At 41.5% G+C, this 23,125-nt stretch carries 22 protein-coding genes and 1 riboswitch; of the genes, 21 read left to right on the top strand and 1 reads right to left on the bottom strand.

What is annotated here, in order from left to right; translation table 11 throughout:
* Positions 1-91: IS3 family transposase (locus KJS58_RS05070; RefSeq protein WP_213531749.1), on the top strand; the 91-nt coding region annotated here is incomplete at its 5' end.
* Positions 92-169: 78 nt separating this feature from the next.
* Here the strand turns inward: KJS58_RS05070 and KJS58_RS05075 are convergent.
* Positions 170-712: a 1,2-dihydroxy-3-keto-5-methylthiopentene dioxygenase gene (locus tag KJS58_RS05075; RefSeq protein ID WP_213531088.1), complete on the bottom strand. Its 543-nt coding sequence runs from the start codon at positions 710-712 to the stop codon at positions 170-172.
* 198 nt (positions 713-910) lie between these two features.
* Between KJS58_RS05075 and metH the strand changes: the two genes are divergently transcribed.
* From metH to KJS58_RS05175, 20 genes are all read left to right on the top strand, one after another.
* Positions 911-4,351, top strand: coding sequence for a methionine synthase (gene metH / locus KJS58_RS05080; RefSeq protein ID WP_213531090.1), 3,441 nt, complete (start codon positions 911-913; stop codon positions 4,349-4,351).
* A gap of 82 nt (positions 4,352-4,433) precedes the next feature.
* The gene (gene rnz, locus KJS58_RS05085) at positions 4,434-5,351 is read left to right on the top strand and encodes a ribonuclease Z (RefSeq protein ID WP_213531092.1); all 918 of its coding nucleotides are present in this window, start codon (positions 4,434-4,436) and stop codon (positions 5,349-5,351) included.
* A 156-nt stretch (positions 5,352-5,507) separates the two neighbouring features.
* Positions 5,508-6,290: a TIGR01457 family HAD-type hydrolase gene (locus KJS58_RS05090; RefSeq protein ID WP_213531094.1), complete on the top strand. Its 783-nt coding sequence runs from the start codon at positions 5,508-5,510 to the stop codon at positions 6,288-6,290.
* A 53-nt stretch (positions 6,291-6,343) separates the two neighbouring features.
* Positions 6,344-7,162, top strand: a complete 819-nt coding sequence (locus tag KJS58_RS05095; protein WP_213531096.1) for an Fpg/Nei family DNA glycosylase — start codon at positions 6,344-6,346, stop codon at positions 7,160-7,162.
* Positions 7,150-8,010, top strand: a complete 861-nt coding sequence (locus KJS58_RS05100; RefSeq protein WP_213531098.1) for a deoxyribonuclease IV — start codon at positions 7,150-7,152, stop codon at positions 8,008-8,010. The genes KJS58_RS05095 and KJS58_RS05100 overlap by 13 nt, the downstream gene beginning before the upstream one ends.
* A 27-nt stretch (positions 8,011-8,037) precedes the next feature.
* On the top strand, positions 8,038-8,382 hold the full coding sequence (locus tag KJS58_RS05105) for a cyclic-phosphate processing receiver domain-containing protein (protein ID WP_213531099.1): 345 nt from the start codon (positions 8,038-8,040) through the stop codon (positions 8,380-8,382).
* The gene (locus KJS58_RS05110) at positions 8,379-8,696 is read left to right on the top strand and encodes a thioredoxin family protein (protein ID WP_213531101.1); all 318 of its coding nucleotides are present in this window, start codon (positions 8,379-8,381) and stop codon (positions 8,694-8,696) included. Before KJS58_RS05105 ends, KJS58_RS05110 begins: the two co-directional genes overlap by 4 nt.
* Positions 8,693-9,466 (top strand): ABC transporter ATP-binding protein, encoded by a 774-nt coding sequence (locus tag KJS58_RS05115; protein ID WP_213531103.1) that lies wholly within the window; start codon positions 8,693-8,695, stop codon positions 9,464-9,466. The genes KJS58_RS05110 and KJS58_RS05115 overlap by 4 nt, the downstream gene beginning before the upstream one ends.
* A 6-nt stretch (positions 9,467-9,472) precedes the next feature.
* On the top strand, positions 9,473-10,522 hold the full coding sequence (locus tag KJS58_RS05120) for a 23S rRNA (cytidine(2498)-2'-O)-methyltransferase RlmM (RefSeq protein WP_213531105.1): 1,050 nt from the start codon (positions 9,473-9,475) through the stop codon (positions 10,520-10,522).
* A 221-nt stretch (positions 10,523-10,743) separates the two neighbouring features.
* Positions 10,744-12,219, top strand: coding sequence for a protein kinase domain-containing protein (locus KJS58_RS05125; protein WP_306433057.1), 1,476 nt, complete (start codon positions 10,744-10,746; stop codon positions 12,217-12,219).
* Between the two features lie 41 nt (positions 12,220-12,260).
* Positions 12,261-13,313, top strand: coding sequence for an SAF domain-containing protein (locus KJS58_RS05130; protein ID WP_213531107.1), 1,053 nt, complete (start codon positions 12,261-12,263; stop codon positions 13,311-13,313).
* A gap of 22 nt (positions 13,314-13,335) precedes the next feature.
* Positions 13,336-14,046, top strand: coding sequence for a ParA family protein (locus tag KJS58_RS05135; protein ID WP_213531109.1), 711 nt, complete (start codon positions 13,336-13,338; stop codon positions 14,044-14,046).
* Positions 14,043-14,879 (top strand): hypothetical protein, encoded by an 837-nt coding sequence (locus KJS58_RS05140; RefSeq protein ID WP_213531111.1) that lies wholly within the window; start codon positions 14,043-14,045, stop codon positions 14,877-14,879. The genes KJS58_RS05135 and KJS58_RS05140 overlap by 4 nt, the downstream gene beginning before the upstream one ends.
* Positions 14,880-14,899: 20 nt before the next feature.
* Positions 14,900-16,711 (top strand): ATPase, T2SS/T4P/T4SS family, encoded by a 1,812-nt coding sequence (locus KJS58_RS05145; protein WP_213531113.1) that lies wholly within the window; start codon positions 14,900-14,902, stop codon positions 16,709-16,711.
* Positions 16,701-18,770 carry a hypothetical protein gene (locus KJS58_RS05150; RefSeq protein ID WP_213531115.1) on the top strand — a complete coding sequence of 690 codons (2,070 nt, stop codon included), beginning with the start codon at positions 16,701-16,703 and terminating at the stop codon, positions 18,768-18,770. Before KJS58_RS05145 ends, KJS58_RS05150 begins: the two co-directional genes overlap by 11 nt.
* 24 nt (positions 18,771-18,794) lie before the next feature.
* Positions 18,795-19,277: an ABC transporter permease gene (locus KJS58_RS05155; protein ID WP_160031920.1), complete on the top strand. Its 483-nt coding sequence runs from the start codon at positions 18,795-18,797 to the stop codon at positions 19,275-19,277.
* 116 nt (positions 19,278-19,393) lie between these two features.
* Positions 19,394-19,693, top strand: coding sequence for a hypothetical protein (locus KJS58_RS05160; RefSeq protein ID WP_213531117.1), 300 nt, complete (start codon positions 19,394-19,396; stop codon positions 19,691-19,693).
* On the top strand, positions 19,690-20,241 hold the full coding sequence (locus tag KJS58_RS05165; protein WP_213531119.1) for a hypothetical protein: 552 nt from the start codon (positions 19,690-19,692) through the stop codon (positions 20,239-20,241). The genes KJS58_RS05160 and KJS58_RS05165 overlap by 4 nt, the downstream gene beginning before the upstream one ends.
* Entirely contained in the window at positions 20,228-21,223 is a 996-nt protein-coding gene (locus KJS58_RS05170; protein ID WP_213531121.1) for a hypothetical protein, read from the top strand. The genes KJS58_RS05165 and KJS58_RS05170 overlap by 14 nt, the downstream gene beginning before the upstream one ends.
* A gap of 154 nt (positions 21,224-21,377) precedes the next feature.
* Positions 21,378-22,928: an ABC-F family ATP-binding cassette domain-containing protein gene (locus tag KJS58_RS05175; RefSeq protein ID WP_213531123.1), complete on the top strand. Its 1,551-nt coding sequence runs from the start codon at positions 21,378-21,380 to the stop codon at positions 22,926-22,928.
* A gap of 77 nt (positions 22,929-23,005) precedes the next feature.
* Positions 23,006-23,108, top strand: a riboswitch (TPP riboswitch).
* Positions 23,109-23,125: the final 17 nt, after the last annotated feature.

Consider the following 23,125-nt stretch of genomic DNA (forward strand, 5'->3'; position numbering starts at 1 on the left):
ATATATGAACTACTACAACACAAAACGATTGAAGGCAAAATTAAAAACGAGTCCGGTACAGTACCGAACTCGTTTTACCCAAGCTGCCTAATGAAATAACCGTGTCTAACATTTAGGGGTCACTTCAAGGAATGATCTCTTAGGGTGGTATATTTACTTATCATATGAGTTAGGTCTTGATAAAGCTAGGATCTGGATACGGATCCGCAACCCAGCCATTCTGTTCAATAAACAATCGAACAGCGATGATTTTTTTGTTATCCATAAGTGTAAAGAAGTGAGGTGTATTTTCAGGGACAGAAATGACATCACCTGGCTCAAGCTCTACGTTGAAGTAGCCTGTTTGTTCGTCACCTTTAATGATAAAGATCCCTTTACCAGAAACGATTGCACGGATCTCATCTTCTGAATGCGTATGAATTTCTTCAAACTTGGCAAGCTTCTCTTCGAGATCAGGAGTGGCTTCTGACAGAGTGATGATATCCCAAATCTGATAACCTCGGCGGGCAGCCAAATCTTTAATTTCGCTATCGTAAACATCCAAGATTTGTTGTTTTTCTTCTTCATCTAATACAAATTTATTTTGAAGTTCAGCTGGAAGTTTAGAAGTATCCCATTTTTCAAAAAGCACTTCATATTGATTGAGGAAGGAACGAACATTATCTTCGCCTGTGATTCTTTCGTTCGTATTTCGAATTAAGATTTCTGCCATTTACTTTCCCTCTTTTCCACTTGGTTTAATTGCTATTATAGCGAATCTTATCTCTTTTGTCGATTTACTTTTTGTCAGTTATCCTAATTATTATCCTGAAAACATTGTTGTGACGCAGTTCTTCGCGATGTAAATGTTCTTTCATAAAAATACCTTTTCTGCTAAAATTAGACCTAACGTTTGGCGGGAGGTATAAGGGTGAATAAAATCAGTTTGCAAGAAGCATTACAGAAGCGAATATTGATCTTAGATGGTGCTATGGGTACCATGATTCAACAGGAAGACCTGACTGCGGAAGACTTTGGCGGTGAGGAACTGGATGGATGCAATGAAATGTTAGTGCTCACAAGGCCTGACATCATCCAGACGATACACGAACGTTACCTTGAAGCGGGTGCGGATCTTATTGAAACAAACACCTTTGGTGCAACTTCTGTGGTTTTGGCAGAATATGATATACAAGATAAGGCGAGAGAAATTAATCTGGTTGCTGCAAAGCTGGCAAGAGCGGCTGTAGATAAATATAGTACTCCCGAGTCTCCACGTTATGTTATCGGAGCTATGGGTCCTACAACTAAGACATTGTCTGTAACAGGTGGAGTTACATTTGATGAACTAATTGAGAGTTATGAAGAACAGACTCTAGCTTTGATTGATGGAGGCGTGGATGCTCTTCTCCTTGAAACATGTCAAGATACATTGAATGTTAAAGCAGGGAGTATTGGAATTCGTAATGCTTTTGAAGCTCGTAATATAACACTGCCTATTATGATATCCGGTACCATTGAACCTATGGGCACGACGCTGGCAGGTCAAAATATAGAATCTTTTTATGTCTCGTTGGAACATCTGAGTCCGATATCGATTGGACTCAACTGTGCGACAGGTCCAGAATTCATGAGAGATCACATTCGTACACTTTCTGCTATGTCAAGCGCTGCAGTAAGTTGCTATCCGAATGCAGGTCTGCCAGATGAGAATGGTCACTACCATGAGTCCCCTGAATCTTTAGCTGTGAAAATCGCTGCCTTTGCGGAGCAGGGATGGCTTAATATTGCCGGAGGATGCTGCGGAACAACTCCGGAACATATCCGTGCATTAAAGGACAAGCTGGATCTGATTGAACCTCGTCCGCTAACGGGTACACACCCTCCGGCAATCTCCGGGATTGATCCTGTTTATATCGAACAAGACAATCGTCCTTATATGGTAGGAGAACGGACGAATGTGCTGGGGTCACGAAAATTTAAACGACTCATCGCCGAAGGTAAGTATGAAGAAGCTTCTGAAGTCGCTCGCGCCCAAGTTAAGAATGGAGCTCAAGTCGTTGATATCTGTGTACAAGACCCTGACCGTGATGAGACAGAGGATATGCGAAAGTTTTTAGAGTTGGTTGTGAAAAAAGTGAAAGTTCCATTAATGATTGATACAACCGATGCCGATGTGATTGATCTTTCTTTACAGTACTCTCAGGGTAAAGCTATTATCAACTCCATTAATTTAGAAGATGGTGAAGAAAAGTTTGAGAAAGTGACACCTATTCTTCGTAAATATGGCGGAGCTGTCGTGGTAGGTACAATAGATGAGCGGGGGCAGGCTATTACCCGTGAAGATAAGCTTGAAGTAGCAAAGCGTTCGTACGATCTTTTAGTCAATAAATATCATCTGCGTCCTGAAGATATTATTTTTGATACCCTTGTTTTTCCTGTTGGTACAGGAGATGAACAGTATATCGGTTCTGCTGGAGAGACGATTGAAGGAATCCGTTTGATCAAAGAAGCACTGCCTGAAACGCATACGATTTTGGGTGTTAGTAACGTTTCTTTCGGTCTGCCGGAAGCAGGGAGAGAAGTCCTGAACTCTGTATTCTTATACGAGTGTACAAAGGCGGGTCTCGATTATGCGATTGTAAACACGGAGAAGGTAGAACGTTATGCTTCGATTACGCCAGAAGATAGAAAACTGGCAGAAGATTTGATCTACCGGACCAGTGACGAGACATTAGCTGCTTTTGTAGCAGCTTTTCGTAATAAAAAAGTAGAGAAAAAAGAAAAAATCTCGAATCTTTCCCTTGAAGAACGTCTTGCGACCTATGTAGTTGAAGGCAGTAAAGAAGGCCTTATTCCCGATTTGGAACTCGCGAGAGCGAAATACAGCCCGCTTCAGATTATTAATGGCCCTTTAATGAAAGGGATGGAAGAAGTCGGAAGACTGTTTAATAACAACGAACTGATTGTTGCTGAAGTGCTCCAGAGCGCAGAAGTGATGAAAGCCTCTGTATCGTACCTAGAACAATTTATGCAGAAGAACGAAACTTCTGTAAAAGGAAAAATTATGCTCGCCACTGTAAAAGGTGATGTACATGACATTGGCAAAAATCTAGTGGAGATCATTCTAGCCAATAACGGTTACCAGATTGTGAATTTGGGTATAAAAGTACCACCGGAACGAATTATCGAGTCTTTCCGTGAAGAGAAAGTAGATGCCATTGGTCTATCCGGATTACTCGTAAAATCTGCACAACAAATGGTGATGACTGCACAGGATTTACGAAATGCAGGTATTGACGTACCTATTATGGTTGGGGGCGCTGCGCTTACACGTAAATTTACTAGAACCCGGATCAGGCCCGAGTATAATGGGATGGTTCTCTATGCTAAAGATGCGATGGATGGTCTTGATATTGCGAATAAATTAATGGATCCGGCGAGCAGAGAAGTGATGGTTATGGAGATGGAACGGGAACAAGAAGCGGAAGCAAATGCAGCTGATAAAGTGATCTCTCTTCCTAAACTTACTCGGGTTGAACGTTCCAAAATTTCAGTAGATGCTCCCGTATATCAGCCGCCCGATCTTATAAGACACACGCTTCGTAATTACCCAATTGGGCATATTCTCCCTTATGTGAACATGCAGATGCTGCTGGGTCATCATTTAGGGCTGAAAGGGAATGTAGAACAATTGCTTGCAGCTGGCGACCCTAAGGCAGTTCAGCTGAAGCAAACGGTTGATGAAATTATGGACCTTGCTGTACGAGATGGAATTATTAAAGCGAATGCAATGTATCGATTTTTCCCAGCTCAGTCTAAAGGAAACGAAATTTTCATATACGATCCAGAAGATCATAGCCAAGTATTACACACCTTTGAGTTTCCTCGTCAAAAGGTCGAACCACATTTGTGTCTCGCGGACTTTCTGAAACCCGTAGAATCCGGTACAATGGATTATGTCGGTTTTCTCGTGGTAACCGCAGGACATGGAATCTCGGAGCTCGCTCAGGTTTGGAAAGAAAAAGGCGATTACTTGAGATTTCATGCTCTGCAGTCGATTGCTTTAGAAGTGGCAGAAGGACTTGCAGAACGCATTCATCATATGATGCGGGATACTTGGGGATTCTCAGATCCTCCTGAAATGACGATGAAACAGCGTCTAGGGGCCAGGTATCAAGGAATCAGGGTATCGTTTGGCTACCCAGCTTGTCCTGATCTTGAAGATCAAGGTCCTCTGTTTGAACTAATGCATCCGGAAGATATCGGGGTAGAACTGACCGAAGGATTTATGATGGAACCGGAAGCTTCGGTTTCAGCGATGGTGTTCAGCCATCCGGAGGCGCAATATTTTAACGTGGAAAAAGCGTGAAAATGTAGAACAAAGTAAGGAATCCTCCGATCCTAAATCGGGGGATTTTTATCATTCATAGAGTCAGATGAGGTGTAACATTATGGAATTATATTTTTTAGGAACAAATGCAGGAGTACCGTCGCTGCAGCGTAACGTAACTTCGATCGCACTGCGTCTGATGGAAGAGCGCCGGTCGATGTGGCTGTTTGACTGCGGGGAAGGCACACAGCATCAATTTTTGAAATCACCCCTTAAACTGAGTAAGCTTGAAAAAATCTTTATTACTCATTTACACGGTGATCATATCTTTGGTTTGCCTGGCTTGTTGTCAAGTAGAGCCTACCAAGGCGGTGTAACACCGCTTACGATCTATGGCCCCCCAGGAATTCGTAAATACGTGGAGACTTCACTTGAGTTAAGTCAGTCCCGTGTGAATTATGAACTGAATATTGTGGAACATCAGGGCGGCATTATTTTTGAAGATGATATGTTTGTAGTAGAGTCGGCGCTACTTGAGCATCGGATTGATAGTTATGGCTACCGAATCATGGAAAAGGATCGTCCTGGAAGCATTGATCCTTCGAAACTTGCCGTGCATGGGCTCAAACCAGGTCCTCTTTTTGGAAGACTCAAACGCGGCGAAAGCATCGAACTTGAAGATGGGGTTATCGTTCATCCAGCAGACGTACTTGGCTCACCGAAACCGGGTAAAGTCATTACAATTCTAGGCGATACGAGACCTACCCAAAATGTGGTGCCTTTATCGGCAGGTGCTGATGTCATTGTCCATGAAGCTACTTTCTTGCATGAACTTGCGTCTACTGCTCACGAATATTATCATAGTACAGCCCTTCAAGCTGCTGAGGCGGCAAAAGAAGCGGGTGCAGGCAGACTGATTTTGACTCATTTTAGCTCAAGATACAAAGATGCAGAACATCTCGAACCTTTGCTTTTGGAGGCACAGTCTGTTTTTCCAAACACAAGTCTTGCTATGGAACATGAGTTAATCCAAATCTGATTTTATAAGACTTGGAAACGAGTAACACTTGAAAAATAAGACGTGCAAATTGTGTGTTATTTCTGCTTTGCAATCCTCTTAAAAAGATTGTACGATGGGCATAATGCTTATTTATATAAGAATATGAACTTGTCTTTTGAAAGGAGTACTACAGCTATGAATTCACCTAAAGCTTACTTGTTAGACTTAGACGGAACAATCTATCATGGAAAACATCGTATTGATGGAGCAGATTTGCTAATTCAGCATTTAAAAAGTTCCAACATACCTTACCTATATGTAACGAATAATTCATCGAGAACACCAGAAGGAGTAGCAGAACACCTGAGATCTCTTGGAATAGAAGCGGCCGGAGAAGAAGTGTGTACATCTGCGGTGGCAGCGGCTGAATATGTGGCTTCTGAATCACCTGGTGCCAAAGTTGCATTTATCGGTGAAGATGGACTGGAGAAAGCACTAATTTCCGCAGGACTTCATATTACAGAAGAATCACCAGAGTACGTAATTCAGGGTATTGACCGTGAATTTACATATGAAAAGCTGACAAAAGCGCTTCGCTGGATTATGGGAGGGGCAAAATTCATTTTAACTAACCCTGATCTACAGCTGCCTGCTGACGATGGTCTGACACCGGGCGCAGGAACTCTGGGAGCGGCAATTGAAGCCGCATCGGGTGTGAAACCCGTGGTGATCGGAAAACCTTCCAGCATTCTTATGAAGCATGCCATTGATCGTCTTGGTCTTCCTGCTAGCGAGGTTGCGGTTATTGGAGACAATATGCGAACTGATATTGCTGCTGGAGAAGCGGCTGGATGCCGTTCTATTCTTGTACTAACCGGAGTTACGACGGAAGCAAATCTAGAGACTCACATGCGTGCGACTGGGATTAAACCAAATGAAATTCATAAAAATCTTCATGATTTGATAACCACCATCTAACAAGAACATAGAATAAACTATTTATATAGCATCAAGGGAAGGAAGAGGTTCATATGCCGGAATTACCGGAGATGGAGAACTACCGAAAGTTATTATCGGAACGAATACTGGATCAATCCATTACGAACGTTACCGTTAGCCGTGAAAACTCAATAAATGTAACTCCAGAAGTTTTTGAAAAAGAACTTGTAAATGAGCGGATTGTTTATATCGAGCGCAGGGGTAAACATTTGATTTTTCATATGAGTACGGGTAAAAGACTTGTACTGCATCTCATGCTTGGAGGCATACTTTATATCGGAACAGAACAAGAGCGTCCGAAACGGTCAACTCAAGTGGAAATTGAATTTGGTGAAGTCGTTCTTTATTTTATCGGCCTGAGACTCGGTTATCTTCACTTATTGAGTGCCAAAGAAACGGATGAGCTCATGTCTGATCTTGGACCCGAACCTCTTGACTATCGTTTTACGTTAGAAAAGTTCAAAGACCGATTAAAGGGTAGAAGAGGTACGATAAAAACAACACTTGTGAATCAGCGTGTTATTGCGGGAATTGGGAACTGTTATTCCGATGAAATCGCCTATGCTGCCAGTCTAAGACCTGATACGAAAATACAAGATGTTCTTCTTAACGAGGATGCTTTATCAAGACTCTATCATGCGATCCAATCTGTTCTGCGCGAAGCGACTGCAGGCGGGGGTTACATGGAAATGCCGCTGTATGCAGGTGACGAATTGACAGGAAAGTATGATGAGCAGTGCCGTGTCTACGACCGAGAGGGTGAGACCTGCACGAGATGTAACGAGGGGATCATTAATAAAGTGGAGATTACCGGGAAGAAAGCTTTTTTCTGCCCCGTATGTCAGCATTGACCCCTAACTTATATATAGGTAGTCACGTAAGTACTCGCGGGGGTTATTCGAAAGCAGCTCAAAGAGCATTTGATATGGGAGCGAGTGCTTTTCAGTACTTTCCGAAAAATCCTCGAGGACTTCGTGTGAAAAATTTTGATATGACAGAAGCAATGCGTTGCAAAGCTTTCTGTATAAAATATGGGCTTCAGTCTATCGCACACTCTCCTTATCCTACGAATCCCGCTTTGGGTCCTATCAAAGGGAATAGTCAATATCAAGGAATGGTAGCTTCTTTACAAAATGATCTGCACATAGCGGAAGCTTGTGGTTCAGCGGGTGTTGTCGTTCATTTTGGTCATGTGAAGATGAGTGATCCGCTTGTGGGGTATCGTCACATTATTCAGTTTTTAGACGATGTTCTAACGGGCTGGGAAGGCAAATCTAAGATTTTAATCGAAAATCAAGCAGGGGATCATGGTCCTATGGGTACGACTATCGAAGAAATGGTGCAAATACGAAACTTGTCCCGAAACGCTGACTCGATTGGTTTTTGTTTAGATACTTGTCATGCCTATGCGAGTGGTCTTTGGAACGGATCAGAAGATCCAGAACTGCTTGAAAAAGGACAAAGTCTGGGCTATTTTGATGCGCTTGTTGCCATTCATGTGAATGATTCAAAGTATGGATATCGTTCTAATAAAGACCGCCATGAACGAGTGGGTAAAGGATATATAGGGGAGAAAGGACTTGCCTGGCTGTTACAGCAAAAAGACGTGAAGGGCTCGATATGGGTACTGGAAACGGAAACAGGTGAAGATGGAACTCATCAAGAAGACATAGAGTTAATTCGAACTTGGTTAACTTGAAAGCTGTTTTAGGAAGGTGAGGGGAGAATGAACTTATTTCTGGATGATTATCGAACATGTCCACCTGGATTTACCCTTGCAAGGGATGTAGAAGAGTGTAAGCTGCTTCTTATTGAATATGATGTAAATATTTTATCCTTGGATTATGATCTAGGTTATGGCAATCCAACGGGTCTTGATATTGCTTCATTTATCGTGAATAAGCAGATGTATCCGAATGTAATTTATTTGCATACTTCAAGTGATGCTGGACGAAGAGCAATGTATGAATTACTATACATGAATAAGCCGGACCGTACCGAAGTTCATAATGGCCCTATGCCGCAGGAGCTACTTGAACAAATTGCGCAAACATCGAGAGCCAAACAATGAAACCTATTGAACAGAATGAAATTTTGCGAATGGCATGGGAAGGCAAAGCCTTTGCTCTGTATGTGTATACTCCTTTATGCGGCACTTGTCAGGCGGGTTTACGGATGCTTGAAGTGGCAGAGTATCTCTTGCCAGAAGGGATCCTGTATGAAGCAAATATAGCAGATATCCAGAACGTGGTTCAGCAATATCAGATTACGAGTGTACCCGCTTTACTATTGTTTAGCGGAGAGAAGCAACTTCCGACTCACATTTATAAAATGGAATCGGCTCAGCATTTGTTGAATCAAATCAGGAGGGTGGTTTCTTCATGATTGGGATGCAAAATGTATCACTTCAGCGCGGTGACAAGCTTATTCTGGATGATGTAAACATTCAAATGGGTAAAGATGAAAATTGGGTCATTTTAGGAAGAAACGGAAGCGGAAAAACGACGATTCTTGAAATGATGATGGGGTACTTGTTCCCAACGAAAGGGAAAGTGAATGTACTTGATTATACCTATGGAGAATGTGACGTCCGTGAAGTCCGTAAAGAAATCGGCTACATTAGTCAAACATTAATAGAAAAGCTGGCGTTAAAAGATCCAGTATGGGAAGTAGTCGCTACCGGAGCTTACGCTTTTTTGCGTTTTTATCAGCACATCCCGGATGAAATTAAAGAAGAAGCGCATGCCAAACTTGCGGATATCGGATTTTCCCATTTAGCACAGCAGCCTTTTGGGACGCTATCACAAGGGGAACGTAAAAAGGTGCTCCTGGCGAGGTCGCTTATGGCCCATCCCAAATTATTGATTATGGACGAGCCATGCGCTGGTCTAGATCTGTACGAACGGGAGAATATGTTACTGGCTGTAGATAATCTAAGAAAGCAAGATATTGCTATTGTGTATGTAACGCATCATATTGAAGAGATTATGCCCTTATTTACTCATATTGCGCTTATCAAAGATGGGAAGGTCGCTGCGGCGGGTCCTAAAAAAGAAGTATTAACTAAAGAAACAATAATGGAAACGTACGGAATTTCTGTGGAGCTGGATTGGTTTCATGAACGCCCTTGGATACGAGTATGCAGTGGAGGTTAATAAGAATTGAGTAATCAAGAACAGACGGCAGAAGGAATCACAACCCGTTTTATATGTACAGCAAACCATGGATTTGCTCCTTATGCACAAGAAGAACTTCGGAGAATGTTTGGAACCGTAAAAAGTACAATGCTTGTCTCTGGTGAAGTGTTTTTAGCTACTTTGTCAGCACCTCAGGGAGAAGTTACAGAGCTTCTGTATCAAACGCCTCCCATTTTTCTAAGGCATTTATTCCCTATCCACTTTGAAGTGGGGATGGACGATCAAGACCATGCGTATGATCAGTTATTTCGGTTTTTACTGAATCATAGTGCACTGCAAGAAGGCACATTTAGTCTGCAGGTAAGAAAAACAGAACGGAGCCATTACGAAGGAACTTCCGGTGCATTTAAACAGCATATCTTAAATGGCATTGAACTTCTTCCTGCGCAGCACGTGGTGCAGGATGCGGACCTTATCGTATCTGTATATCTTACAGAGGAACGTTTGTATGCAGGTGTATCCCGTGCGGCAGATAATCTGTCGGACTGGAATGGAGGAGCTGTTCGCTTTCAGAAGGAAGAGGGACAGATCTCAAGAGCTAAATTCAAACTGCTTGAGGCCGAAAAGACATTAGGGATTCCTTTTTCATCGTTTCATCGTGCAGTGGATATCGGTGCAGCACCAGGGGGATGGACTTCCTTCTTGCTAGAAAGAGGACTTGAGGTTACAGCAGTTGATCCTGCCAAAATGAATCCAGTTCTTCTTAAGAATCCTAGACTTAAATATGTATCTAAAAATGCGGGAGATGTAAAATTCAAGGAAAATGAATTTGATCTTCTCGTATGTGATATGAGCTGGAGTCCAAAACTCATGGCGAGATTAGTTACCGATTTACTTTACAGCTTAAGACCTGGCGGTACAGCTGTCGTAACTGTAAAGCTAATGCATAAAAAACCAATGGCGTTGATTAAGGAAGTAACCCATATGTTTGAAGATTCTCGAATGCAGATTCAGCGCGCTAAGCAGCTTTTTCACAATCGGGACGAGATTACGTTATATATGATTAAGTATTAATGGTGGAAAAGGGCATGTCTATATAAACATATGCCTTTCGCCATATAAAAGAACATTTAAAAAAGTGCTTTACATTTGGTTCATTCCTGTCATATAATGAATCCAAAATTAACCAGTGCGATAAATGAGGGAAAGCATCCCTGTTGTATGAATTTGCAAGTATGATTGCAAATTCAGCAATAGGGGGCTTTCTCTTTTTTTATGTACATAAGGAGGTCATTATGCGGTTTCCTTCGCGTTTAGAAAGAGGTTCTATCCTCGGAGGGAGATACCAGGTTGTCAGGAGTATCGGCTCTGGTGGAATGAGTCATGTATATATGGCAGAAGATTTAAGGCTTCCAGGAAAGAAATGGGCAATCAAAGAAAGCCTGGCGCATCCAGGATATCAAGGGAATGTAGTTACAGAAGCCGAGATGCTGATTGAACTTCAGCACCCTCGTTTACCGCAGATTGTAGATTTTTTTGAACCCGATGCAGACGGATATACCTATCTAGTGATGGATTATATTCAGGGGATAACACTTACTGAATATCTTAGCAAACATGATTTTACACTTCCCTTTGACAAGATCATCCGGATGATCCAAGAGGTAATGGAGGTTCTTGATTATTTGCACCACCGTTCACCGGCCATCATATATCGTGACTTGAAGCCGGGAAACATTATGATCACAGGAGCAGAAGAACTTCGACTTATCGATTTTGGAATTGCTCGAAATTATAAAGAGAATCATCAGCAGGATACAGTGAAACTCGGAACCATCGGATTTGCTTCACCCGAACAGTATGGCAGCGGTCAGACGGATGTAAGGTCCGATTTGTATAGTCTTGGAGCATTATTCTTATATTTGATAACCCGGGGAGCACACAGCGAATGGATACCGGGCGTAGAGCAACTACTTCGACATGAGGCATTTCGTCCTTATATTCCGATCATCAGGAAACTGCTTCGATCTGATCCAGGAAGCAGATATCAGTCAGTAGAAGAACTTAGAGAAGAGATGTTCAAGTTATCACATCGCTCATTACCTGGTATACAAGAACAAGGAGCGGTGTTTCCACACGGAACTTGTGTTGTCTCTGTTATAGGCACAGGACCTGGCGTGGGCGTTACTCATACTTCCATAGCCATTGCTCATTATCTGGCTAGATTGAAATGCAAGGTAGCCATTATCGAATTTTCTCAGCGAGCAACTGCTTTTTCGAGAATAGATTCGATAGCTCATGGAGAAGATGGCGTAACAGAAGAACGGCGTATGTTTGAAATAACAGGGGTTCACTATTTTCGCAGAACAAGCAAGAAAGAGATTCTTCAGCTTTTAAATAGCAATTATCAATATATTGTTTTGGATCTAGGATGTGAACGTCATCCCTATTCCATGGAAGAGCTGCAGCGAAGCGATGTGCCGATTGTGGTTGGAGGAGCAGCAGAGTGGAAGCAGTCAGATCTCTATTTGTTCTCACGAAGTTATGAATCAACTGTTAAAGCAAAGTGGAATTACGTTGTACCTCTCGCCGGAAAAAACACGGTAGTAAGATTGCGAAAAAACTTGAATTCAAGACATGTATACAGTTTACCACTACAAATAGACCCATTTGATCAAGAAGATGAGGTCGATGAAGCTATATCAGACATACTTAAGGACATCGTTCCCGCGATGAAGAAAAAAAGCTTCTTTTTCAAAAAAAGAAATTAGGAAACAGCACTCAAAGTAAGGGTGTAGATAGGAGTTCACTTGTGTCAAAACTTAGACGACAGAGCAAAAAAATGATCTATGCCGGCCTTGCAGGTGCAGGAGCTGCTAGTCTTTTACTCGGAAGTTATATGTTCTACGATTTTTATGCTGACAATGTGAAACAGAATAAGCAAGAAGCACAATACGAAATAAAGCTAGGTGAGCTTACACAGCAGTTAAAGGGTGAACAAAAAGGTAGCAGGAAAGGTTATGTTGCTGCTCGGGATGTGAAGCCGGGTACGCTAATTCAGAATTCGGATGTAAAAGCGATCCAAATATCTGCTGACCAGTCACCAGCGAATCTAATGGATAATCTGGAGGATATAAGAGGCACAGTTGCAAAAATAGAACTGCAAACCGGAACAGTCATTACCGAAGCCATGTTGTACCAAGACGAGCCGACACCAGCTGACCTAAGAAACCGTGAGATTTCAGTCATTAAACTGCCATCTGTATTATCAGCGGGGGAAATGGTCGATGTTCGTATTCAGTTTCCCACAGGTCAAGATTATATTGTTTTATCAAAGAAAAAGGTAGAAAAACTAAACGGTCCTACCATGTGGATCACATTGACAGAGGAAGAAATACTGACCTTGTCGAGCGCAATGGTTGATGCCTACTTACATAAAGCATCTCTCTATTCACTAAGTTATGTAGAACCAGAGTTTCAAGAAAGAGCTATTCCTACATATCCAGCTAACGAAAAAGTACTCCAGCTAATCGAGGTAAATCCCAATATAGTAGAACACGCGGAACAGGCACTAGCAAAACACTTGAGAGGGACACTAGAAAGTGCACTTGCTTCCTCCCAGACAAACGTAGTCTCAGAATCAATTGAACAGGATCTTTTGACTTCACGAGGTGGAGGTATAAGCTCTTCGGGTGAATTATGGCACTCAGATCAAGATATGAACCAGACAAGCTCTGAAAGTTCGAGCGAAGCAGAAGTATGGAAAGAATCTGCGTCTGAAGAGCCCGGGAATTCCAAAGAAATTTATGGACCGTTAGCTGAGCAAAATCAAATTTTATCACAGCCAGGGACGACAAATCCTTAAGTGAAGGGTGAAGGGCTAACCAATGAAAACATGGATATTTGCAGGTTTGGCAAGCAAAACAGACGTAACATTATATCTTAGTAAGATCCTAGCGAACATGGGTTTTAAAGTACTGCTTGTTGATGGAACCGAATATGAACGCTATAGGTATAGCATTGATCCTATCTTTTTACCGGAGTGGATTACTGAGTTTGAAGGATTTGATGTAGCTTGCGGGTTTACAAATTATAAGCGAATGGTGGATTACTTATCTAGTGTGGATGAGGATATAACCCAGTATGATTTTATTCTTGTGGATGTTGAAAAGATCGATTTTTTAACCAAAGAAGAGTGGATATCAGCGGCGGCAAGACTGTGGGTTAGTACGTATCGTCGAGAGGATCTCGAGAGAGGCAAGGAATGGATTTACAAACTTCAAGAGAGACTTCAAGCCGAAGAGTTGCCGAGCTTTTATAGACTTTGGACGCAGATGATGGATACGACAATAGATCAGTATGCATGGGGATTTTATAATGACGTTCCCATACATTTTCATGGAACACCTGTCTCGATCTATTGGAATGAGATGGATTTGGCGCTGCAAATTGAAAATGAACATATCAAAAAAATTCGTATAAAGCCACTATCTAGACAATATAAGAAATCACTTGCTTTATTGCTTGAACTCCTTACCGGATGGACATTTGCCGAGTCGAAAAAAGCCTTATCCCTTATAGAAAGGAAGAGAGCATGAGTATTGTTACTTTTTGGAGTCCATACCAGCGTAGTGGTACCACATCAAACATGATGTCAGTTGCTTATATGATTGGACTATCTGAACGTGTACGTTCCCTTGTCATGCATATGGATTATGCAGGAGAAAGCTGTGAGTTAGGGATGCCGGTTCGTGAGACGAATACCGACTTTGTAATGGATCAGTTATCTACAACCGGATGGGATGCTATGTTTCGTTTGTATTCCAGTGGAAGTTTAACAAAAGAAAAGTTTAGAGATTGTACGGTACCTCTTCTGAGGGACCAACTGGATTTACTTCCAGGGAAATATAGACTTCCTTTTACGGGAGAGATGGACCTAAGCTCTAAGCAGATATCTCCTGTTTTTAAAATTGCGAATGCGGCGTATGACCTGATATTACTGGATGCAGGAAACGGAGAAAGTAAGGAGAGAGAGATCATGAAAGATAGTGATGTTGTGGTTGTTAATCTGAATCAGAATATGCGAGAAGTAGAACGATTCTTCACAAACACGAAGTGGAAGCAGGAATGGGAACAGAAGAAGATGATTATTTCGCTCGGTTTATATGATCGTGATTCTAATTGTACTCCAGCCAATATTAAACGTCGTTTTGGTTATAAAGATCCAATCTTACCGATTCCATATTGCTCACCGTATAGAGATGCATGGAATCGAAGAGATATCGGTACTTACATTCATCAGACGATAAATATGGATAAGAAGAGCGGAGAGATGGGAGAACTAGCTGTGAGTATTCGTGAATTATCCAAATTTATTATGGAGAGTGCTGGTTTGCGTAGTATCTTAAAACAGCTCGAAAGAGGAGCATAACAGAGGGGAGGGAAGACGTAATGAATATTTTCCTTCTGCTCATATTGTCTGCCAGTTGTATTCTACTCTTATTCATGAAGTTAAGGAATAACCGAAAAATCACAGAGTCCATCCCTAAAAAAGGGAAGGAAGAAGAAGCAACATTAGAGCATGTGACAGAGTATGTGAAACAGGCGTTACATGAGTTAAGTCATAGCCAATTGGCAGATGCAGGACTGCACGAAGAGGAATATAAGCGGAAAATAAATCAAAGAGCTGAGATGAGAAGAGCACTGAAAGACTGTATATCGGGTAGCTTGAGTGATAAACATTATGTAAAGAAATTAATTACCGATGTACTTATTCATAGTTATGGACTGACAGAACGTAATATTAATGAAGCCATCCCATTTGACCTTCCTGGCGAGTTAAGTATACAGGACCAATTCGAGATTATATTTTATATTTACCAGCAGCAATTTGGAGTAGAAGCATTATCGAAGCTCATTGATACATATGATTTGGCAGAACTAAGAAGGCAGTCTGAATCAGACTCAGGCGGATACTACGAAATTACTTCGAAAGACATTATGTATATTTTTGAGTGTGAATATCGCGAACTGCATTTTTTAGACAAAGTTAATATTCTCGTACAACGTGTTTATCAGCATTATAAAGGATTCTCGGTTGTTGATGATATTCGGGATCAGCAGATTGACGGGGTAAGTGCTGGGGTGAGCGGAGTATTAGGACATGAGATGAATCCGATTCCAGATATGCCATTTCATATTCTTAAGGAAGATCATGATTATGAAATAGAATCTGAAGTTAGCCGCAGTACAGAAAGTGTTTGGATTTTTTATAGAGGAAAAACGATTCATTTATCATTTTTATCTTTTGGTTCAGAACGTGAGCTGAAAAGAGTATGCCAGAATATATACAAGTACAATCATCCGGGTCAGTTATCAGAATCCAAAGGATATAAGGTGAATGAAATGAAGGACGGATCAAGGGTAGTTGTCGTTAGACCTCCTTTTTCGGAATCCTGGGCATTTTTTGTTCGTAAATTCGATTTACCGAGTGCGACATTGTCGAAATTAATTACGGGCGCTAATTCAGATATGGTTATTGAACTCATTCGTTATCTTATGAAAGGCTGCAGAATTACATCGGTCACTGGTGCGCAAGGCTCCGGCAAAACGACCTTGTTAATGGCGATGATCGAGCATATTTATCCATATCATACCCTTCGTGTACAGGAAATGGCTTTTGAACTTCATTTACGAAAGCTGTACAGCAAACGTAATATTTTGAGCTTCCGGGAGACAGATCATATTTCAGGTCAACAGGGGCTCGATCTGCAAAAAAAGACCGATGGGACGGTTAATATTCTCGGCGAGGTTGCAAGTGACGAAGTGGCGGCTTGGATGATCCAAATGTCTCAGGTGGCCAGTCTATTTACCGTATTTACACATCATGCCAAGACCTTTCCTGATTTGATTTTTTCTCTGAGAAATTCACTTCTTAAAGTAGGAATGTTTAGACATGAACATATTGCGGAGGAACAGGTGGCGAGTGTGCTTAATTTTGATATTCATCTGAAAAAAGATGCGGATGGAGGAAGATATATCGAGCGGATTACCGAATGTGTCCCAGATCTAGCTTCATCTCGCTCAGGTGGAGAAGCTTTTACCTATCGGAATATAGTGGAGTATCGTGCTGGCATGTATCATATGGTCTCTCCGATTTCGTCACGTAATCATAAGGAAATGATCTCGCAGATGAGCAGGGAGGATGCCTCACGGTTCGAACAATTTGCAGCATCCTATTGGGGGAGCAGCCATGTCTCTTAAACAAGTATTACTTCTGATCCTGACGATATCCATCCTAGGTCTGCTCATCATTTACGTTTTCATACAGCTCACGAATCGTAAACACCATTATTCGCCGCAAAGAATGGATAACCAGAAAATTAAGAGTTCCAAAAGTCTCAGGGCTGTAATGAAAGCCTTTCTAGTTCAGTCTTATGCTTATGCAGTTAAAGTTCCTGGTGTTGCTGGTTATATTCAACTTGTCCGAAAGAAATTAAGTTATCAATATGGAATGAGTGAATACTTGCTGCGTATAGAGACGATGAAACAGACTTTTCTGATATGGGCTACCTTCCTTGTTTCAGGTATCGTTCTCATGACAATTCAGCCTGGCTTGCATTTCTTCATGTTGGTCTTGCTGGTAGGTGTTGTGGTTAACAGTCTATTTCTAGATATGGCGGTCGCTAGACAAGAACGTAAACTTTTATCTGAGATGGTAGAGTTATTTGCAGAAGTCAGGCATAGATACCATCAACATGGCATGGTCGAAGAAGCGTTATACGAAGCAGCCGAAGTGTCTCAAGGAGAAGCTGCGAGACATGCGATGCACATCTACGCTGCGCTAACATCTGTTCATCCAGATGAAGCTTTGGAACGTTATTATGAGACAGCCCCTAATCGATTTCTAAAAGCATTTGCTGGAATATCCTATATGGTAATGGAGTTTGGAGATCAGGAGGCAAGACAAGATTCCATCTATCTTAAAGGAATTGGAAGTCTAACACAGGAAATTCATCTGGAAATATTACGACTTTCAAAGCTGGATTATTTATTAAAAGGTCTTAATGTGATTAGCCTCGCTCCGGTCTTTTTCACAAAACCCATAGAGGAATGGGCAAGAAACAGTTTTCCTACGATGAATGAATATTATGAAAGCAAACATGGTTTTATTATTCTGTTGTCTATTTACATCATTATCATCGGATCCTATGCTTTATTGCAGCAGATTCAGCGGACGCAAGAGACGGGTTACCTTGCAGGAGACCGGAAGCAGATATGGGAAAAGCGATTGTATGAGTGGAAATGGATGCGGCATTTAGCATCGGCTTTTGGTCCGAAAACGGGCACCCGGTCCTATGCATCTCTTGCTAAGCTTCTTCGTGATACGAATACCCATCTCAGATTGGAATGGTTTGAAGTTAGAAGAATTACCTGCTTTATCGGATGTTTTATTTTTGCTGTAAGCAGTGTCGGTATCTTGCATCATATTCAAAGAAATCATATCTCAAATCAGCCTGTTGTGAACGCTACTGTATTTGGAGAATTACCGCAAGCCGAGAAGGAAACCTCACTTTGGTGGACAACTCTCGACCAGAAAGTAATGAAAGATTTGAACATGAGTGCGAGCAGCACCTACGAACAGATTGAGAATTCTTTGCATCGTCACTCAGATAAAAAGTTGCTTCATGAAGATATAAATACTTCAGTACATCGAATTACAGAGAAGCTCCAGGCGTGGAATCATGAAGTTTTTCATTGGTGGGAACTGTTGTCTTGTCTGTTCATAGCTTACATAGGTTACCATCTTCCCTTATTGCTGCTTTACACCGAAAGGCGTTTCCGCAGAATGGATATGAGGCATGAAGTATACCAGTATCAGACTGTAATTTCGATTCTTCGGGATATGGACCGAATGTCGGTTGAAGAAATACTCGAATGGCTGAATCGTTTCGCAGTGATTTTCAAAACTCCGCTGCAAAAATGTCTTCTTCACTATGAACATGGCCCTGAAGAAGCTTTGGAACAGTTAAAGGAAGAAATAACTTTGCCTGAGTTCCAAAGGATTGTAGACAAGCTTATCCTAGCGCTTGGTACGATCACGATAAAGGAAGCATTCGATGATTTGGATCATCAGATGTCCTTTTATTTTGAACAGAGAAGACAAGAATACGCGAAGACGATCGAGACGAAAGCAGAATGGGGCCGCATCATTGGTTTTACTCCGATGTATGCTCTGATTTTTCTTTATCTGGTGCTCCCGCTGATCGTGGTCAGTTTTACGCAAATGAATGTTTATTACGAACAAATTCAAAAAATATAAATTGAGAACTCGGAGGCATTAAAAATGAATAACGCATCTTCCGCATTAAAAGTAGCAGCAGGTATTTTTCTTACCATCGCCTTGATAACGATTGTGGTCATTCTCTTTATTTCAGCTCAGGAGGCAACCAAGACAGCCCAAAATAACTTTGCTGATATTCAGACTGAATTATCACAAACATCGTTTACCGTTTATGACGGAACGACTATTAGCGGATCTCAAGTAACGAATGCACTTCGTAAATTCAAAGGAAAAGACCAGTTCGGTATTTACATTAAAACAGGTAAAAATGCAGCAGGACAATGGTACGGATATCCTCTTAATGTAACAACAGAGTCTTCCGCATATGGCGAAGTCGTAGCGCCTGAGGGGGCAACATTAGGTGCCGTTGAAAATACATTAAATGAACGTAAAAGCGAGTACGTAAATCCGAGCGGAAGATTTAAAGCTACCGTGGTGAAAGATAGTTCCAACGTGGTACGCGGACTTCTATTTACACAATCATAATTAGATGAAAAGGGGCGAGCAAGCTGGGAGAACATACACGAGACATCCTGTTAATAAGTGCAGTCATTAGCCTTTGTCTTGCCGCCTGCATTTTCACACTTTCTTTACTATCCAGTATGGAAGAAGCTGCAGAAGAGAGACGTAATTACCATGCAATCGAAGATGGAAGAATCCAGAGTGTGAGTGAATCTCCCGTGACGGAATTAATTAAAGGGGGATATGTACATGCACTTATCAATGAAACCAAGAGCACGGAGAATAGAAGATCCTATGAATCCTATAAAATAAAAGTGAATGGTCTAGATCTAGAAGAAGCAACAATCGAGATAAATTCAAGTTACCTTATAGAGTACGAAAGAGATTCAGCAGGGGTTCTTAAGCAAATCTCTTTTTGGAAGGAGGGAATTACTCCTTGATAGACAGTCTTTCAAAAATGCTTGCCGCATTGCTTGCTGTACTTCTGCTTTATATATATCCTGCGGCAGAGGCCGCAAACAGACAGGATGAGCTTTCTCAGCTGACTGTATATAATACGGTCACTAGCTTTGTTGATGCAGTAAGAACGAAAGGATATATCACTCCGACGATGTATAATCAATTTCAACAGGAATTATCTTTAACAGGAAATACATATAACACCCAAATCGAACATCTTCATAAAAAGTATGTCCCGGCGTATGATGATCCCGCCAATCAGCTGGGTTTTACAGGTGAATTTGATGCGGTAATGAATGGCTACTATAATGAGCAGATTATGCCTGTTTTATATCCTGACAATCTAGTTTCAATTGATGATCCTAGCCGGAAGTACTTTTTGACAAGCGGTGATTCTTTTCGAGTCGAAGTACAGAATACAAACCGCACACCAGGCGCTATTTTTCAGGAGTGGCTTCATTTTGGAGCTGAATCTGTGAACAGGGTAACCGCCAATTATGGGGGTATGGTGCTAAATGAGGATTACTGATTATTCCGTTCTTTTTGTAATTATCATGTTTCCTTTCTTTTGGGTTTATTCTCTACATGGGACGGATGACCTGATGGTAATGAGGTTAGAGCAGAAATATAACCAGTCGATTCAGACTGCAGTACAAGATGCAAGTCAAATGATGCATCAGAACGAGGACCCATCACTTGAAGCAAGTTATGATTCCGTCAAGCTGCTTAAGGTGGATAAAGATCTTCTACTGGATCGATTCATGCAGACCATTTCAATCAATTTTGGACTTGAAAATGACCTTCCTGCGCAGCAGGCTTTTCTTACCTACCTGCCCGCTCTTGTCGTTATCGATTATGACGGGTTCTATCTTTATCGTTCAACAGCTTACACGGATATTTCCGGAAATGAGGCAGAAAAGCATCTCTGGACGGAGAAGAAATTGTATGTATATGAAGATGACGATGGCAACCTATTTCGATTCACGCTGGATGATTATGTACACGTATATGCACAAGGTACGAATCAATGGATAGAGGGTTACCGGAATGAGCTGCAATGGCTAACCTCTGTACCTTTACTACAAGATGCAGAAGGTTTTGAAAATGTAAGAAGACAGGTCATAGTCAGCAGCATTCAAGATCATCTTGCGAGCGCCATTACATATCATAATGATCATGTACTTCGTAATGGGAATGTATATCAGTTCACATTTCCTACCATTCGACAAGAAGAGTGGTACAACACGATTGATGATGTGGGAGTCATGGCTTTTATCCAGGGAATCCCTGTTGGTGATCAGTATTACAATAATTACGCTTTTGGAAGTGGAAGATTAGTAAAAAAAGACGTGATCATCGGTGCGATCGATGAATCGACAGGTTCTAAATATTACTATAAGAGTGGTTGTGAGTTTCCTTATAGGCCGGTAGAAAGGTTCAACAATGCGAGAGAAGCGGCCGCCTCTGGTTACTATGAGCGAACTTGTTATGAAGGACAAGGCAGTTTCTAGTTTTATTCTCAAATATAATAGCAAGAAGTTTATGGCTTATTCAAACTCCTTGTTTCGGTAGAGCTCTGTCTTGTGCTAATATATCATATTAGAGTGAAATATGAACAAGATCATATAGGCATACTGCCTTACAGATAGGAGCCAATCGCACGATATGAGTTTATTGACTGTTGAAAATGTAAGTCACAATTTTGGAGATCGCACTTTATTTAAGAATGTTTCCTTCCGCCTGCTTGCAGGAGAACGTGTTGGGATTGTAGGAGCGAATGGGGTCGGCAAATCGACACTCATGAATATTTTAACGGGCAAACTGCTGAAAGACAGCGGAAAAGTGGAGTGGACACCAAAAGTTCGTTACGGTTACCTCGACCAACATACGAAACTGACTCCTGGAAAAACAATTCGGGATGTCTTGAAGGATGCATTTTTACCTTTGCTTGAACTTGAAAAAGAAATGATGGAAATCACGGAACGAATGAGTGATGCTACGCCAGAGGAACTTGAGCAATTGCTTGAGGAAATGGGCGAAATACAGGAGCAGCTGGAAATCGGAGACTTCTACCTCATTGATGTAAAAGTAGAAGAAATGGCGAACGGACTTGGTTTGTCTGCTATTGGACTTGATCGGGATGTAGCCGCACTAAGCGGGGGACAACGTACGAAGGTACTCCTCGCAAAATTGCTGCTTGAGAAACCGAATGTGCTACTCCTGGATGAGCCTACTAACTATTTGGATGTAGAGCATATTGAATGGCTTACTCGTTATTTGAACGATTATCCATATGCATTCATGCTTATTTCTCATGATACGGAATTTATGAACAAGGTTGTTAATGTGATCTACCATTTGGAATTTGCGAAGCTTACGCGGTATACAGCGAATTACGAAAAATTCCTTGATATGGCGGATATGAACAAAAACCAGCATATTGAAGCTTATGAGAAGCAACAAGAGTTTATTAAGAAACAAGAAGACTTTATTCAGCGTAATAAAGCCAGATATTCTACATCAGGCCGTGCAAAGAGCCGCGAGAAACAGCTGGATCGTCTTGAACGCATTGACCGTCCTGAAGAAGCAGCGAAACCTATTTTTGGATTTAAAGAAGCTAGAGCCAGCGGAAAAACGGTATTCGAAGGGATCGATTTTGAAATCGGATATGACCGTCCGCTTCTTCCTAAGATGACGATGACGATTGAGCGTGGAGATAAAATAGCAATCGTCGGCTGTAATGGTGTAGGTAAATCAACACTGCTAAAGACCATTCTCGGTAAGATTCCGGCATATAGCGGAAAAACCTACCTTGGTGACTTTTTGTTCCCTTCTTATTTTGAACAGGAAGTTCGTCCTGAGAAAATCACACCAATCGATGATGTGTGGAATGAATTTTCTCATCTGAATCAGCATGAAGTGCGTGCTCATCTTGCTCGCTGCGGTCTTAAAAATGAACACATCACAAGACCTCTCAATATGCTCAGTGGTGGAGAACAGGCTAAAGTTCGGCTGTGTAAATTAATGATGCGTGAAACGAACTGGATTCTATTTGATGAGCCTACGAATCACTTAGACGTTGTGGCAAAAGAAGAGCTGAAACGTGCGTTAAAAGAATTCAAAGGTACGGTAATTCTTGTATCTCACGAACCTGATTTCTATGAAGATTGGGTAACAAAGACTTGGGATGTGGAGGAATGGTCTCAAAAAGCTTAGTTTTAAGCTAATGAGTCTTTCTTTTACAAATTTTCTCATCTGTGTTAAAATGAGCACCTGAATATAACTTTATATCGACGAATCACTAGGGGGGCCGCTTGTCGGCTGAGATGGATATATTCCGGACCCTTTGAACCTGATCTGGTTAGAACCAGCGTAGGGAAGTGGGCTAGCAGACTTGTGCTAGTATGAGTTTT

Source organism: Paenibacillus sp. J45TS6 (genome assembly GCF_018403285.1).
In the GTDB taxonomy this organism is placed as follows: domain Bacteria; phylum Bacillota; class Bacilli; order Paenibacillales; family Paenibacillaceae; genus Paenibacillus.

Coding starts and splice junctions, on each gene's coding strand:
- KJS58_RS05075 (WP_213531088.1), bottom strand. CDS start 712: ATGGCAGAAATCTTAATTCGAAATACGAACGAAAGAATCACAGGCGAA.
- rnz (WP_213531092.1), top strand. CDS start 4,434: ATGGAATTATATTTTTTAGGAACAAATGCAGGAGTACCGTCGCTGCAG.
- KJS58_RS05090 (WP_213531094.1), top strand. CDS start 5,508: ATGAATTCACCTAAAGCTTACTTGTTAGACTTAGACGGAACAATCTAT.
- KJS58_RS05095 (WP_213531096.1), top strand. CDS start 6,344: ATGCCGGAATTACCGGAGATGGAGAACTACCGAAAGTTATTATCGGAA.
- KJS58_RS05100 (WP_213531098.1), top strand. CDS start 7,150: ATGTCAGCATTGACCCCTAACTTATATATAGGTAGTCACGTAAGTACT.
- KJS58_RS05105 (WP_213531099.1), top strand. CDS start 8,038: ATGAACTTATTTCTGGATGATTATCGAACATGTCCACCTGGATTTACC.
- KJS58_RS05110 (WP_213531101.1), top strand. CDS start 8,379: ATGAAACCTATTGAACAGAATGAAATTTTGCGAATGGCATGGGAAGGC.
- KJS58_RS05115 (WP_213531103.1), top strand. CDS start 8,693: ATGATTGGGATGCAAAATGTATCACTTCAGCGCGGTGACAAGCTTATT.
- KJS58_RS05125 (WP_306433057.1), top strand. CDS start 10,744: ATGCGGTTTCCTTCGCGTTTAGAAAGAGGTTCTATCCTCGGAGGGAGA.
- KJS58_RS05135 (WP_213531109.1), top strand. CDS start 13,336: ATGAAAACATGGATATTTGCAGGTTTGGCAAGCAAAACAGACGTAACA.
- KJS58_RS05140 (WP_213531111.1), top strand. CDS start 14,043: ATGAGTATTGTTACTTTTTGGAGTCCATACCAGCGTAGTGGTACCACA.
- KJS58_RS05145 (WP_213531113.1), top strand. CDS start 14,900: ATGAATATTTTCCTTCTGCTCATATTGTCTGCCAGTTGTATTCTACTC.
- KJS58_RS05150 (WP_213531115.1), top strand. CDS start 16,701: ATGTCTCTTAAACAAGTATTACTTCTGATCCTGACGATATCCATCCTA.
- KJS58_RS05155 (WP_160031920.1), top strand. CDS start 18,795: ATGAATAACGCATCTTCCGCATTAAAAGTAGCAGCAGGTATTTTTCTT.
- KJS58_RS05160 (WP_213531117.1), top strand. CDS start 19,394: ATGGAAGAAGCTGCAGAAGAGAGACGTAATTACCATGCAATCGAAGAT.
- KJS58_RS05170 (WP_213531121.1), top strand. CDS start 20,228: ATGAGGATTACTGATTATTCCGTTCTTTTTGTAATTATCATGTTTCCT.
- KJS58_RS05175 (WP_213531123.1), top strand. CDS start 21,378: ATGAGTTTATTGACTGTTGAAAATGTAAGTCACAATTTTGGAGATCGC.